This is a genomic window from Snuella sedimenti, assembly GCF_016428595.1.
GTDB lineage: Bacteria > Bacteroidota > Bacteroidia > Flavobacteriales > Flavobacteriaceae > Snuella > Snuella sedimenti.
In genome coordinates, this window is sequence record NZ_JAELVQ010000009.1 from 88,767 (window position 1) to 104,567 (window position 15,801).

Consider the following 15,801-nt stretch of genomic DNA (forward strand, 5'->3'; position numbering starts at 1 on the left):
ATTGCATGAAACAATTTAAATTTATCAAAAAATAAGAGGAGACCTTTTCGTGAAATGACCATTAAGTAATAAACAGGTTTAATGAACGATCAAAAAATTTTAGAACTTTTTAAGCAAGGTCAGCGCGAAAAAGCATTTAGTAAATTATATGGTTTGTATCCTAAAATTGAAACACTTGTTGTTTCAAAAGGAGGGAGTAAGCAAGATGCGTACGATGTGTTTCAGGAAGCATTAATTATACTCAATAGGAATCTTGAAAAATCAGATTTCAAACTTACGGCTTCCTTTTACACCTATTTACATTCCGTATCACGATTTATTTGGAAGGATATCCAAAAGAAATTTTCCAAACAGGAACTTCATAATTTTAACGAATCAGAGATAGAATACTTTCATAGTATTCTGGAAGAAAAAAAGTATCGGCTTGCAGAGGACGCATTTCTCGAATTAGGAGCGCGATGTCAACAGCTTTTACATTTGTTTTATAACAAAGCGATGTCTTTTAAAGTCATTGCTAAAAGCATGGGATTTAAATCTGAAAAGATTGCAAAAAACCAAAAGTACAAGTGTTTGCTAAAAGCAAAAGAGATCTTTAAAACTCGTTTAAAAATGATTCAATCTTAATTCGGTACTTCATGGAAAATCATATTAAAAATATTGAGTCAATAGAAGCGTATTTAAATAAGGCACTTACAGAAAGTGAATCTAAAACTTTTAAAGCGCGCTTGGAAACAGATCCGGAATTTAAAACCTTTTACAATGAGCATCTTAGTTTTTTAGAAGGGATAAAACGTGTACAGTTAAAGGCGGAAATAATGAAAGCGCGACAATTGTGTGTACAAACCAAATGGATAAAGAACATTGGGGGGGCTTTTGTGTTAATAATGGTAGTTGTAACTGCTGTTCTAATTCTTAATAAAACCTTGAAGCCTAATGATGAGAGGGCGAAGGAAAGTCGCGAAAGTTTGGTGCTGGATACGCTTAAAGTTGAGGGTAAACCTGTTGAGCCAAGTCTGAAAGTAAGTGATACTTTGGTTATAGAGACTAGTCCAGTTATGAAAGAAACTGTTAAAGAGGCGGTGAAGGCACCTTTAAAAATTGAAACTGCTAAAAATACAGTAACTACTAAAGAGGTTTTAAAACCGTTGCAAAGAACGCCACAAAGCATATCAATAAATACCGAACGGGATACAACGGTAATTTGTAAGGAAGGTACTAAATTAACGATTAAGGCAAATTCATTTATTAATGCTCAGGGGCTTCCCATAAAAGGTGTGGTTGATCTTGAGGTTACCGAATTTTATAAATTGGAAGATATGCTTTTGGCAAATTTATCTACAACTTCCAAGGGGAAACTATTGGAGACAGGAGGTATGTTATATATTGAAGCCAAAAAAGCTAATGCTAAATTGGTATTAAAAAAGAATGCTAATATGGAAATAGCATTTCCTACACAAAATAAAAAAGCGGGTATGCAACTATTTTCTGGGGAATGGCAGGATGGACATATAAATTGGGAGCTTCAAAAAGAACAGGATATTATTGTGGAGGATATTGAGGTTGAAGAAAATATTGAGGTTCCCTATGCAGTTGTGGAGCAAGTTCCCGTTTTCCCAGGCTGTGAAGAAGGTGATAGATTACAACAAAAGGCTTGTACAAGTGAGGCCATTGTAAAGTTTGTTCGGGAAAATTTTAATACGGGTATAGCTGAAGAATTTGGTTTGCAGGGTAGGCAACGCATAAATATACTTTTTAAAATAGATAAAAATGGGAGTGTGCAATCGGTACAATCTAGGGCAAATCACCTGGTCTTGGAAGAAGAAGTTGAAAGGGTAATGGGATTGTTACCAAAATTTCAGCCTGGCAAACAGCGAGACAAACCTGTTACCGTTCCCTATTCGTTGCCATTTATTTTTGAAACAGAAGGTTCACAAATTATTCCGGAAAGAAGAATCAGAAAACTGAATACTGATTCGGTGACTGTGGCATATATCGAAAAGCGCCTGAAAGATAAAGGGAACGACAATCTTAGCGGAAGAACTGCTATAAGCTATGTTATGGCTACTACACAATTGGGTTGGATTAACTGCGATCGGTTTGTTAAAGGAAGTGCCAATAGTATACGTTATAGGTTTAAAGTTAAGGATGGAAATGGCAGGGCAAAAGTAAGTCTGTTATTCAAATCCTTAAATGCTATTTTGCCGGGGTCTATGGTAAATGGGAGTTTTGATTTTGGAACCGTAGCTAAGAACCAAGATGTAAGCCTTGTGGCTATTAAAAAACAAAACGGGAAGCTATTCTTGGATATTATAGAAACAACAACAGTAGAGAATCCAGATATAAACTTTAATTTTAAGGAGGTAACGGTTGAGGAGCTTAGACAGGCGTTGAGAAAACTAAACAGGTGATAAAAGTTGATACTGTAAATTCAAATGGGCTTGTTTAAAGAATAAAAGTGCTATTTCATGTTAAACACAATATGAAATAGCACTTTATTTGGTGTAAAGTAATTATTTACTAGGAAATGCTTGTACACTAGTGTATACTTTATCATTTTTTCCTTTGGAAAAGATGTATACTAGCTTTTCTTCAGAATTAAGATAAACAGATTTTAAATCCCAACCTTCACTTTTAGAAGCTTCGATCAAGCACTTACGTACATCTGGATTGTTTAAATCTAAGTTGTTTATTCTTGTTACATCGTCAGCACTAACTTTAACCGAAAGCAATAGCGCGATTGCTAAAGGTAATAATTGTAATTTTCTTTTCATTTGGAGACTTTTTAATAGTTATTACTAAATTAGTGCCCAATTATAATACATTTTTTAGTTATTCCTAAAAAAAATAGTTGACTGCCCGTTATTTACGGTTAAATCGACGGTACGCCCCAAAATCAAAGCACGATTGTCCTTTTCATGCCCGGCTGGCATATTGAAGGCAATAGGGAAATCGTAATCGGCTAACGCATCTAAAATTAATTGTTCAATGCTTGTTCCCCATAGCGTTGTGTTCTTGCGTAGTTTGGTCATGTTGCCCACAATCACCCCTTTGCATTGGTCGAAATAACCGGCGCGTTTTAAGCTTTGCAGCATCCGGTCTATGTGGTATTTATATTCACCAATTTCTTCAATAAACAAAATTTTTCCAGAAGTGTCAATACTGGTGTTAGAGCCCAGCATTGTATGCAATATCGTTAGGTTGCCTCCAACAAGGGAGGCAGAAGCTGTCCCTTGTCTGTTATATTTTGATCCTTCTAAGGTGTAGGACAACGGTTTGCCAAAAATGGCAGCTTTAAATGATGAAATGCTTTCTTTAATAGTGCTGGTATCATCTTGCAAACTGGTACACATTATAGCATGTAAGCTTTCAAAGCCTTCATTGTGAATTTGATTATGAAGGGCTGTAATGTCTGAATATCCAATAATCCATTTTGGGTTTTCCTTAAACTTTGTCCAATTAAGTCGATCTAAAATTCTAACTGTGCCATAACCCCCTCTGGCACACCAAATAGCTCTTATGTTAGGGTCATCTAAGGCCTTTTGTAGGTCTTCACACCGCTCATCATCAGTGCCCGCAAAATGGTTAGCTTGGTTAAAAACATGTTCTCCTACAATAGGATGCAGCCCCCAACTTTTCAGTAAATTTTTGGCTTGTTCAATTTCTTTAGTGCGGTTTTTTAAAATTCCTGAAGGCGCTACAATGGCAACGGTATCTCCTGCTTCTAAATATGGTGGTTGTATCAAAGTGTTTGTGTGTTTTGGTGATGCTGTGTTTTGTCCTATAATGGTTTTAATTCCGAAGAAAAAAACAGTACAAATCAAGGTTATTATTAGTGGTTTTCCAGACATAATGTAAATGTACATTTTTTTTACACTTTTAAATTTAATAATTATTAAAATAAAGACGTGTGTAAACGCTTCGTTTCCGAATGATAGTTTTTAAAGCATCTGTTAAAAAAGGGATGTTTAAAATTTATAAATACTCGTTTCTAATTAGCTGTCAAAATGTGTACTTTTACGGCTTTAAACAAATTAAGTTAGACGTATTTTGTTTCCTCGAGCGCAGTCGAGAGGTGTTTTTTAGGTCTCGACTGCGCTCGACCTGACATTATAAAGTAAAAAATGAATAAACCAAAACGATATACAATTACTACAGCATTGCCTTATACCAATGGGCCTATCCATATTGGTCATTTGGCAGGTGTTTATGTGCCAGCAGATATTTATGTGCGCTACCTAAGGTTAACAGGGAACGATGTGGCTTTTATAGGAGGAAGTGACGAGCATGGAGTGCCTATTACCATTAAGGCTAAGAAGGAAGGTGTAAGCCCTCAGGATATAGTAGATAAGTACCATGCTATTATTAAAAAATCTTTTGAAGATTTTGGGATTACCTATGATAATTACTCTCGTACATCGGCACCAATTCATCATGAAACAGCTTCCGATTTTTTTAAGACATTATACGATAAAGGAGAATTTATTGAAGAAACTACCGAGCAACTTTTTGACGAGCAGGCAAGTCAGTTTCTGGCCGATCGTTTTGTTACGGGAACTTGTCCGAAGTGTGGCAATGAGGAGGCTTATGGCGATCAGTGTGAAACCTGTGGAACAAGTTTGAACGCTACTGATTTAATTAATCCGAAATCTGCGTTAACAGGGAATGTGCCAACCCTAAAGCAAACCAAACATTGGTTTTTACCTTTAGACAAGCATGAGGCTTTTTTAAGGGAATGGATATTAAAAGGACATAAAAAAGATTGGAAGCCTAATGTTTATGGTCAGGTGAAATCATGGATTGATGATGGATTGCGACCTCGCGCCGTAACGCGTGATTTGGACTGGGGGATACCTGTTCCGGTTGCCGGGGGAGAAGGTAAAGTGTTATACGTTTGGTTTGATGCTCCTATTGGGTATATCTCATCAACTAAAGAATGGGCAGACCGAGAAGGTAAGGATTGGGAGCTGTATTGGAAAGATAAAGATACCAAGTTGGTGCACTTTATAGGAAAAGATAATATTGTATTCCATTGTATTATTTTCCCAGCAATGCTAAAAGCAGAAGGGAGTTATATTTTGCCTGATAATGTGCCTGCCAATGAATTTTTAAATTTGGAGGGGAATAAGCTTTCTACGTCTAAAAATTGGGCGGTTTGGTTGCACGAATATTTAGAAGAATTTCCGGGTCAACAAGATGTTTTGCGTTACGTTTTAACGGCCAATGCTCCAGAAACTAAGGATAATGATTTCACATGGAAGGACTTTCAAGCGAGAAACAATAATGAATTGGTTGCTGTTTTTGGGAATTTTATCAATCGTGTGGTGGTGTTGACCAATAAATATTATAAAGGTGTTGTGCCTGCTGCGGATGAGTTGTCACAAGTAGATGCAGAAACCTTGGCGGCTGTAAAAGCCTACCCCGATGTTATTTCAAGCTCTATTGAACGTTATCGCTTTAGGGAAGCTGGACAAGAATTAATGAACTTGGCACGCCTTGGGAATAAGTATCTTGCAGATGAAGAACCTTGGAAAGTAATAAAAATAGACGAAACTCGTACCCAAACTATAATGTATGTGGCGCTTCAAATAGCATCTGCCCTAGCAACTTTAAGTGAGCCGTTTTTACCATTTACATCAAACAAGCTGAAAGATATCCTCAATATCGGTTTGAGTTTAGGAGAGAATACTTGGGGTGATATTTCATCTAAAGACATATTATTGCCTTCAGGGCATCAAATAGGGAAAGCAGAATTGTTGTTCTCTAAAATTGAAGATGAGACCATTCAAAAGCAATTGGATAAATTAGAAGCCAGTAAAAAAGCTAACGAAGCGGCCAATAAAATAGTGGAACCACAAAAAGAGACGATCACTTTTGACGATTTTACAAAGTTGGATATTCGTGTGGGAACCATTCTGGAAGCTCAAAAAATGCCAAAGGCTAAAAAATTGCTTGTTTTAAAGGTCGATACGGGAATTGATGTGCGTACCATTGTATCGGGTATTGCCGAAAGCTTTACAGCCGAAGAAGTAGTGGGTAAAAAAGTAACTGTTTTGGTTAACTTGGCACCCAGAGCACTTCGTGGTGTAGAGAGTGAAGGTATGATTTTAATGACTGAAAGCACCGATGGCAAATTGGTGTTTGTAAATCCAGATGATGCATCCGTTGCAAACGGTTTGCAGATAAGTTAGTGAATTTGTTTCTGTGGTTGTGGTGAAGCAACGCATAATGTTTTTTGTAATGTTATGTATTGCTTGAAGACTAAGGCTACATGAAAAAAATATTTACCGAGTTTTCTACTAATGCCATCCTAAAAGTTGGGAATGAATCGCTTTTGGAGTCTTACGGAATACCTAAACAGTTAGATTTATTTACATTTATTAGGACGAACGATTTCTTGAAATTTTGATAAATAATATACTATTGATTTGTATGAAAAGTAAAGAAAACTGTAACTTTACAAAAAAGCCATATTATGTTATCAAAAAATATAGAAACAGCACTTAATAATCAAATAAAAATAGAAGCAGAGTCTTCACAAATATATCTTGCAATGGCGTGCTGGGCTGAAATAAAAGGGCTTGAAGGCATTGCAAATTTTATGTACAAACAATCCGATGAAGAGCGTGATCATATGCTTAAGTTGGTTAAGTTTGTAAACGAACGTGGAGGACATGCTCAAATCTATGCTTTAAAAGCACCTAACGTAATGTTTAAATCGTTTAAAGAAATGTTTCAAAAGCTTTTTGAACATGAAGTCTTTGTTTCGGAGAGCATTAATGAGTTGGTTCATGTTTCCTTACAGGAAAAGGATTATGCAACGCATAACTTTTTACAGTGGTACGTTTCGGAACAAATTGAAGAAGAAGCGATGGCGCGTACTATTTTAGATAAAATAAACCTCATTGGAGACGACAAGGGTGGTTTGTACTTATTTGACAGGGACATCCAGACCTTAACAGTAAATACGGCCTCTACAAATGGTTCGGAATAAATTTAACACTTAACCTTATTTAGATTTAATAAAAATAACTATTTTTGCCCGAAAGTAATTTTTTTATTAAAATCTCTTGGGCAAAAAGAAACAAAAAAAAGCAGTAAAAAAACTTGAAAAGGAAGGAATCGTAATTCCTAAGAAAGTAAAGAGTAGTTGCTGTAAGAAATTCAAAAAAGGCGAGAACAAACGCTGTAAAAAGTGCCCGTGCTACGACTTGCTTAAAAAAGTGGCTTAGAGATTTTCACCAATTAGTATAGGTTTACATAATCAATAAAAGTTGTTGGTTATAATTTTTTAGCTGTTTTAAATGTTGTTTTTTTAAGAGTTAAAAAATCCTTAGCGTCTTATTTTTCGTATATTAACTGTAACTAAAAATGATAAAATTTATGAAACAAATACTCATGTTATTCATTGTGGGGTGCTTGGTATCTTGTGGTGCCTCAAAAACCGTTAGGGATTCTAAAAAAGTTATGAAAGGCAATTGGACGTTAAATTCAATTGGTTATAGTGAAAAAGGAACATATAATGTCACGTTACTTAATGATGTTTCTAAAGCATGCTTTGAGGGGAGTACATGGCAGTTTGTGCCTAACAATAATACAGGCATTTATACTATCAATACTTCAGGTTGTGAAACGGGCGACCGAAACTTTATTTTTACCATTCAGGAAATCGACTCGCAAACGGGGCTTTATGATTTCTTATTAAAGCCAACCAATGAAAAGCACAAGTCGGAAACCAATCAAGGTTTTAGGTTGCGCTTAGCCTCATTGTCAGATACAATTATGCAATGGCAACAAACCGTATCTGTTGATGGAAAACCGTTTACAATTACTATGAACTTTACAAAAATTTAAATCAATAATTATTAGATGCTATGAGAAAATTATTAAAAAACATAGGAGTATTACTTTTTGCTACCCTATTGGCAGTGAGCTTTGTTAACTGTAAAGCAATTCAGAATGCAAACAATGCACAAAAAGGGGGTGTTATAGGTGCCACAGGAGGAGCTGTCTTAGGTGCTATTATAGGGAATAATGTTGGTAAAGGCGGTAATGGCGAATTGGGAGCTGTTATTGGAGGTGTTGTAGGAGGAACCGCAGGTGTACTTATTGGAAAGAAAATGGACAAGCAGGCACAACAAATAGAAGAAGAAATTCCAGGAGCACAAGTTGAACGGGTTGATAATGGTATTGTTGTAACCTTCGATGAAAATAGCGGTGTCTACTTCGATACCAATAAGTATAATATTAATGGGGCTTCGCAAGCAACACTAAATAAGCTTATAGGTGTTTTTAAGGAATATCCAGACACCAATCTTTTAGTCGTAGGACATACCGATAGTACTGGATCAGAAGATTACAATATGACGCTTTCTAAAAATCGTGCTTATGCTGTTACAAATTATCTTACACAGAATGGTATAGGCCAAGGACGATTAACCACCAATTGGTTTGGAGAAACACAACCTTTGCACGATAATGCTACTGCAGAGGGACGTGCAAAGAACAGGCGTGTTAACATAGCTATCTTGCCAAATGAGAAAATGATTGAAGATGCTAAGGTAGAAGCAGGCAATTAAATTCTAAATTAAATTTGTGTACATCTCGTTTTCAATGTTATTTTGAAAACGAGATTTTTTTTATAAACAATTTCATATTTTAATGACCGATATTATACACTTTATAACAGCGCAAACCCAGTTAACGACCCATACTGTAAAAAATACAATCGAATTGTTAAATGAGGACTGTACTGTGCCTTTTATTGCGCGTTACCGAAAAGAACGAACCGGTAATTTGGACGAGGTTCAAATTGGTGAAATAGTTAAGTTTAAAGAACAATTTGAAACTCTAGAAAAACGAAAGTTGACTATTTTAAAGGTTTTAGAGGAACAAGCCGTTTTGACTCCTGATCTGGAACAAAAAGTAAAGCGTGCTGAAGACCTAACGATTTTGGAAGACTTATACCTGCCGTATAAAAAAAGCCGTAAAACAAAAGCCGATAAGGCTAAGGCTTTGGGGTTGGAGCCTTTGGCTAAAATTATTATGGCACAAAATGCCAACGATCTTGAAAGTGTTGCCAGTAGGCACGTTAAAGGAGATCTAGGCACAATGGAAGAGGCTTTAGAAGGTGCTCGCCATATAATTTCTGAATGGATCAATGAACGTACCGATATTAGAAATTATATTCGTAACCAGTTAGAGCGTTTTGCCATGCTTTCTACTAAAGTAATCAAAACGAAAGTTGATGATGAGCAAGCACAAAAGTTTAAGGATTATTTTGATTGGTCCGAAAGCTTGACCCGTATGCCATCCCATCGATTACTAGCCGTTCTAAGAGCCGAAAAAGAAGGGGTTATTCGTGTTAAGATCGAGATTGATGATGAACGTGTACTTGAACGTATAGAAAGTAGAGTAATACGTTCTAATAACATGTGCTCAAATCAAATACAAATAGCCATTAAAAATGCATACAAGCGTTTAATGTTGCCATCCTTAAGTAATGAAGCTTTGCAAATTGCAAAAGAAAAAGCCGATGCTTCGGCTATTACGGTGTTTGCTAAAAATTTAAAACAGTTGTTGTTGGGAGCTCCGCTAGGAGAAAAGCGTGTTATGGGTATTGATCCAGGGTATCGAACAGGGTGTAAAATAGTGTGTTTAGATGCGCAAGGACAATTAAAATATAACGAAACGATTTATCCCCACCCTCCAAAGAATGATGCTGTAGGAGCAATGAAAAAGATAAGCTCATTGGCTGATGCTTATAAAATTGAAGCCATAGCTATTGGAAATGGGACCGCCTCACGTGAAACAGAAGCACTTATTAGAAAAGTGCGTTTTAAAAATGAGATACAGGTATTTGTGGTTAGTGAAGCAGGCGCCAGTATTTATTCGGCTTCAAAAATAGCTCGGGAAGAATTTCCTAATTATGATGTTACGGTACGAGGTTCGGTTTCTATTGGAAGACGTTTACAAGACCCTTTGGCAGAATTGGTTAAAATAGATGCTAAGTCAATTGGTGTTGGGCAATATCAACATGACGTTGATCAAGCAAAGCTTAAAAAGGAACTGGATACCGTAGTTGAAAGTTGTGTAAATGCTGTTGGTGTTAATATTAATACGGCAAGTAAACCCTTGTTAAGTTATGTGTCTGGTATCGGTGTTAAACTTGCTGAAAATATAGTGAACTACCGTGAAGAGCAGGGTAAGTTTACTTCTAGGAAAGATATTAAAAAGGTACCGCGTCTAGGCGGGAAAGCATTTGAGCAAGGCGCTGCATTTTTAAGAATAAAGGATGCTGAAAATCCGCTAGACGATTCGGCTGTACATCCTGAAAGTTATTCAATTGTTGTTAAAATGGCTAAGGATTTGGGGAAAAACATTCAGGAGCTTATTGGAAACTCAAAAGAACTTCAAAAGATAGATTTGGAAAAATACTGTACAGATACAATTGGCCTACCAACACTTAAGGATATCATTAAAGAGCTCGAAAAGCCAGGATTGGATATTCGTGAACAGGCCAAAGTGTTTACTTTCAATCAAAATATAAAGACCATTAACGATTTGCGGGAAGGGCAGTTGCTACCTGGGATTGTGAATAATATAACCAATTTTGGTTGTTTTGTGGATGTTGGTATTAAGGAAAGCGGACTAATCCATGTGTCTAATTTATCGGATAGTTTTGTAAAAGATGTAAACGAACACGTGAGTTTGCACCAACAAGTAATTGTGAAGGTTTTAGATATAGACATTCCAAGAAAACGAATTCAGTTAAAGTTGTATAAGTGATTTGTAATCAAATATTTGTAAATTGTGGTGTTTTGTGAAACTCTAAATTATAAAAGATGAGGTCTTTTTTGTTTTTTGTTCTTATTGTATTAGGGACGTTTTCGATGGTTGCCCAAAATAGCGATATTATATTGAAGACTAATGGTGAAGAGATGGAAGGGACCGTTAAGGAAATTAATGACGACGCTGTTAAGTTTGTTTATAAGAATGAATCCGTAAATTACAATGTTAAAAAAAGCGATATTGTAAAAATCACATTTGCTTCTGGAAGGATTGAGTTTTTTAATAAGACAAGTTCTTTGAAAGGACAAGATGTAAATATTGAGGACCATCACAATAGGGTTGCAATTCTTCCTTTTGCTTATATAAAGGATGAAAGTAAAGGCTCTGAAGTATTATCTAATAGAATTCAGCAGGAGGCTTTTTCAGTATTTAACAAACATAATGTTGAACTGAAATACCAATACCCAAGAACAACCAATGCATTGTTGATAAAAGCAGGTGTAACCAATAATAATATTGATGGTTTTACTATGGGAGAGATATGTCATGTACTAGGTGTGGAATATGTTATTCAGGGAACGGTTTCGGTCGAAAAAACACAGCAGAATACTTTTAGTAGTTCAAATGCCACGATTACCTCAAAGCGTGATAAGAAAGCACATGTAGATAAAAAAGGAAATTTAATAGGTAATATTTTTAATGATAATAAGATTAAGACTTCAAGTAGTTCCAGTTCAACAACGGTTCAAAATTACTCAACGTCTATGATAATGAATATTTATAATGATAGAGGTAGTAATATTTTTAGTCAGGATCATACAGCATTTTGGAACACACAGGATGCCTATAAAATCACATTAAAGTATTTAGCCAAACGGACACCATTTTATAAGAAATGAGTTGTCAGAACATTTTATAAAAAAGGGAGAACTATTTGGTTCTCCCTTTCGATACACAGAAATATCTGGACTTATCTATTCATGTTTTTTATTTCTTCAGTAAAGGTATCGAGCGTAGCGCCCTCACTCACCAAGGTCAATGCCTTATCTATAACATATTTTACATTGGATGTTGTAAAACCAAGTCCTACAGCTATTTTTGTAAGTAAAATTTCTTCATGATCACCTTTAATGTGGTCTACGTATACCATACGAGCTAGATCATAAAGACGCTCTAAACGCACATCGTATGAATGTGGTGGATTAATTGGGTGGGATTTGTAATCTTTTAGAATTTGTTTATAATCCCCCTCACTAATATTTAAATTGTGAGCTAACCTGTCTAAAAAGGCTTTTTCCTCTTCAGAGATTACACCATCATCCATGGCGACACGAACGATAGCAGCAAAATGGTCTTCGTTACGCTTTTTAAATCCACTGTCAAATAAATCTGAAATCGACATATATTGTTGTTTTAATGCTGCAAACCTACATTTTTTTTTGTACAAAATAAAATGAAAGTAGGATAAATTAGACCTTCTTTTTTGCTTTTGATTTAGCACTAAAAGATACTAAAAAATCAAATAGCATTGCATGATAAATGCAATAAATTCAAACGGCTATAATTTATAATTCTTGGTTATATTTGCACGTAAATATATGAGGTGTAAAAGCCAAGGACTTACAAATTTAAATAGTTGAGTAAAACCATTCTCTCCCAGACTTATGCACAGCTTTTGCAAACGCAAAAACTGGAGGCAGCTATTGCCAATTCTAGAAGTAAAGTACATGTTAAAGGCCTCGTTGGGTCGTCTTTTTCTTTTGTTATTTCAAATGTTTTCAAAACGTCCAATACACCCTTTTTAATTGTTTTTAATGATAAAGAAGAAGCGGCTTTTTATCTCAACGATTTGGAGCGATTGTGTAACGATAAGGATGTTTTGTTTTATCCAGGTAGTTACCGGAGACCCTATCAAATAGAGGAAACAGATAATGCCAATGTTTTGTTACGGGCCGAGGTTTTAAACCGTATTAATTCACGTAAAAAGCCGGCTATTATTGTCACGTACCCCGATGCGCTTTTTGAGCAAGTAGTTACTAGAAAAGAATTGGAGCGAAACACATTAAAAGTTGGTGTTGGGGATAACTTGTCTATTGATTTTGTTAACGAAGTATTATTTGAGTATAAATTCAAACGGGTCGATTTTGTGACAGAACCGGGTGATTTCTCTGTCCGCGGTGGTATTGTAGATGTGTTTTCCTTTTCGAACGATGAACCTTACCGAATTGAGTTTTTTGGAGATGAGGTGGATAGTATTAGAACTTTTGATGTTGAGACACAGTTGTCTGTAGAGCAGATAAAAAAGATTAACATCATTCCCAATGTTGCGAACAAACTTTTAGAAGAGCGCCGACAAAGTTTTTTAGATTATATCGCTGCTAAAACAGTAATATGTCTTAAAAACGCTGAGTTGCTTTTTTCAAGGATAGATGATTTTTATGCTAAAGCCGAAGCGACTTTTAAAACCTTGTCGCCCGATATTAAGCATGCCGAGCCTAACGAATTGTTCTGTAATTCGGAGTTGCTTAAAAAGCAATTGCTGGATTTTTCGATTATGGAGTTTGGTAGCTCCGCTGTCATGTCGTCCGTAGGTGAGGCATCTTATGACATTGCATTCAACACAACACCACAACCAGCCTTTAATAAACAATTCAATTTATTAATTGAAGATTTAAATACAAAGTTTAATGCTGGGTATGATAACTATATAGCCTGTGTTAGTGAACAACAAGCCAAAAGGTTTCACGATATTTTTGAAGATGTAGAAGAAGACGTGCATTACAAAACCCTTGTATTGTCATTACACCAAGGGTTTGTCGATAACGATGCCAAGATAGTTTGTTATACGGATCATGAAATTTTTGAAAGGTATCATAAATTTCATATTAAGAATGGCTATGCCAAAAAACAGGCCATTACATTAAAAGAGCTTACAAACTTAGATATTGGCGATTATGTAACGCATATCGATCATGGCATCGGCAGGTTTGGAGGTCTTCAAAAAATAGATGTCGAAGGCAAAAAGCAAGAGGCTATAAAGTTAGTATACGGAGAGCGTGATGTATTGTATTTAAGCATACATTCACTACATAAAATAACCAAGTTTAACGGTAAGGATGGTAAGCCGCCAAAAGTATATAAGCTAGGAAGCAATGCTTGGAAAACATTAAAGCAAAAAACAAAGGCACGCGTAAAACATGTCGCTTTTAATCTCATAAAATTATACGCTAAGCGAAAGACCCAAAAAGGATACCAGTACAACCCCGATAGTTACATGCAATTGGAGTTGGAATCGTCGTTTATTTATGAAGATACACCCGATCAAAGTACTGCTACAGCAGATATTAAAGTCGATATGGAAAGCGAACGCCCTATGGATCGCTTGGTATGTGGTGATGTAGGGTTTGGTAAAACTGAGGTCGCTATTCGTGCGGCCTTTAAAGCTGTTGATAATGGAAAGCAAGTGGCAGTGTTAGTGCCAACCACAATTTTAGCTTACCAACATTATAGGACATTTTCTGCACGTTTAAAGGATTTTCCTGTTACAGTAGAATATGTTAATCGTTTTAGAACGGCCAAAGAAAAACGGGAAACGTTAGAAAATTTGGAAAAGGGTAATGTAGATATCATTATTGGCACCCATCAACTTGTTAATAAGAATGTTAAGTTTAAAGATTTAGGACTGCTTATTGTAGACGAAGAGCAGAAATTTGGAGTAGCGGTAAAGGAGAAGTTGAAGACCTTAAAGGACAATGTAGATGTGTTGACCTTAACGGCAACGCCAATTCCTAGAACACTTCAGTTTAGTTTGATGGCTGCAAGAGATTTGTCGGTAATCACAACACCACCACCAAACCGATACCCTATTGAAAGTCATGTTATTCGTTTTAACGAAGAAACCATTCGCGATGCCGTGAGTTACGAAATAGAGCGTGGCGGTCAGATATTCTTTATCCATAACCGTATTGAGAATATCAAGGAAGTTGCAGGGATGATTCAGCGGTTGGTTCCCGATGCTAAAATTGGTATTGGTCATGGCCAGATGGAAGGAAAAAAATTAGAACAGCTTATGTTGGCTTTTATGGATGGTGCTTTCGATGTGTTGGTAAGTACCACAATTGTGGAGAGTGGGCTTGATGTTCCTAACGCAAATACCATTTTTATTAATAATGCCAATAACTTCGGACTTAGTGACCTGCATCAAATGCGCGGACGCGTAGGGCGTAGTAATAAAAAGGCGTTTTGCTATTTTATAACACCAGAATATTCGGCAATGACCGACGAAGCCCGTAAGCGTATGACTGCTTTGGAACAATTTACAGAGCTTGGTAGTGGTTTTAATATCGCAATGAAGGACTTGGAAATACGTGGAGCTGGAGACTTGTTAGGAGGTGAGCAAAGCGGGTTTATCAATGAAATAGGGTTCGATACGTATCAAAAAATATTAAATGAAGCTATTGACGAGCTTAAAGAAAATGAGTTTAAGGATCTGTATCAAGAAGCCGATGAAGACAAGGTTTATGTGAAAGACATAACCATCGATTCGGATTTTGAATTATTGTTCCCAGACGATTACGTAAATAATATTGCTGAACGATTAAACCTCTATACGCAGCTTAATAACTTAAAAAATGAAGACGAATTACAAGCGTTTCAAGTTGAACTTAAAGACCGATTTGGGGAATTGCCGATTCAGGTATTGGATTTGCTAGATAGTGTTCGCATTAAGTGGTTGGGAACTAAAATAGGTTTTGAAAAAATTCTAATGAAACACGGTAAGTTTGTGGGATATTTTATAAACGATCAGCAAAGTAGCTTTTATCAAAGTAAAAATTTCTCAAAAGTGCTGCAGTTTGTGCAATCCAATCCAAAGGCCTGTAAAATGAAAGAGAAGCAGACTCGCAAAGGTTTGCGTTTATTGCTTACTTTTGAGGGTGTTAAATCGGTAAAACAAGCATTAAATACATTAAAACCTATTGTGGCTTAATTATTGTCCGCATAGTTATAAATATA

Annotated in this window: 12 protein-coding genes; 9 read left to right on the top strand and 3 right to left on the bottom strand. The window is 36.0% G+C overall.

Annotated features, from left to right (window positions below; translation table 11 throughout):
• Positions 1-81: 81 nt before the first annotated feature.
• Together JF259_RS08975 and JF259_RS08980 are read left to right on the top strand one after the other, a co-directional pair.
• The gene (locus JF259_RS08975; protein WP_199114982.1) at positions 82-624 is read left to right on the top strand and encodes an RNA polymerase sigma factor; all 543 of its coding nucleotides are present in this window, start codon (positions 82-84) and stop codon (positions 622-624) included.
• 11 nt (positions 625-635) lie between these two features.
• Complete coding sequence (locus JF259_RS08980) at positions 636-2,408, top strand: energy transducer TonB (protein ID WP_199114983.1); 1,773 nt, start codon at positions 636-638, stop codon at positions 2,406-2,408.
• 102 nt (positions 2,409-2,510) lie between these two features.
• Here JF259_RS08980 and JF259_RS08985 read toward each other — a convergent pair whose 3' ends face one another.
• The gene (locus JF259_RS08985; protein ID WP_199114984.1) at positions 2,511-2,771 is read right to left on the bottom strand and encodes a hypothetical protein; all 261 of its coding nucleotides are present in this window, start codon (positions 2,769-2,771) and stop codon (positions 2,511-2,513) included.
• 54 nt (positions 2,772-2,825) lie between these two features.
• Positions 2,826-3,863, bottom strand: a complete 1,038-nt coding sequence (locus tag JF259_RS08990; RefSeq protein WP_233164184.1) for a S66 peptidase family protein — start codon at positions 3,861-3,863, stop codon at positions 2,826-2,828.
• Between the two features lie 258 nt (positions 3,864-4,121).
• On the opposite strand from JF259_RS08990, the gene metG reads away from it, so the two are divergent.
• The 6 genes from metG to JF259_RS09020 all read left to right on the top strand — a co-directional run bounded on the left by metG (position 4,122) and on the right by JF259_RS09020 (position 11,687).
• Positions 4,122-6,188, top strand: a complete 2,067-nt coding sequence (gene metG, locus JF259_RS08995; RefSeq protein WP_199114985.1) for a methionine--tRNA ligase — start codon at positions 4,122-4,124, stop codon at positions 6,186-6,188.
• Positions 6,189-6,472: 284 nt separating this feature from the next.
• On the top strand, positions 6,473-6,991 hold the full coding sequence (locus JF259_RS09000; protein ID WP_199114986.1) for a ferritin: 519 nt from the start codon (positions 6,473-6,475) through the stop codon (positions 6,989-6,991).
• Positions 6,992-7,380: 389 nt separating this feature from the next.
• Entirely contained in the window at positions 7,381-7,851 is a 471-nt protein-coding gene (locus tag JF259_RS09005) for a lipocalin family protein (RefSeq protein WP_199114987.1), read from the top strand.
• 20 nt (positions 7,852-7,871) lie between these two features.
• Positions 7,872-8,576 (top strand): OmpA family protein, encoded by a 705-nt coding sequence (locus JF259_RS09010; RefSeq protein ID WP_199114988.1) that lies wholly within the window; start codon positions 7,872-7,874, stop codon positions 8,574-8,576.
• 82 nt (positions 8,577-8,658) lie between these two features.
• Positions 8,659-10,785 (top strand): Tex family protein, encoded by a 2,127-nt coding sequence (locus tag JF259_RS09015; RefSeq protein ID WP_199114989.1) that lies wholly within the window; start codon positions 8,659-8,661, stop codon positions 10,783-10,785.
• A gap of 56 nt (positions 10,786-10,841) precedes the next feature.
• Positions 10,842-11,687 carry a hypothetical protein gene (locus JF259_RS09020; RefSeq protein WP_199114990.1) on the top strand — a complete coding sequence of 282 codons (846 nt, stop codon included), beginning with the start codon at positions 10,842-10,844 and terminating at the stop codon, positions 11,685-11,687.
• A gap of 71 nt (positions 11,688-11,758) precedes the next feature.
• Here the strand turns inward: JF259_RS09020 and JF259_RS09025 are convergent, their stop codons facing one another.
• A complete protein-coding gene (locus JF259_RS09025; protein WP_199114991.1) occupies positions 11,759-12,190 on the bottom strand; it encodes a tellurite resistance TerB family protein in 432 nt (143 codons plus the stop codon).
• A 234-nt stretch (positions 12,191-12,424) separates the two neighbouring features.
• On the opposite strand from JF259_RS09025, the gene mfd reads away from it, so the two are divergent.
• The gene (gene mfd / locus JF259_RS09030; RefSeq protein WP_199114992.1) at positions 12,425-15,775 is read left to right on the top strand and encodes a transcription-repair coupling factor; all 3,351 of its coding nucleotides are present in this window, start codon (positions 12,425-12,427) and stop codon (positions 15,773-15,775) included.
• Positions 15,776-15,801 lie beyond the last annotated feature (26 nt).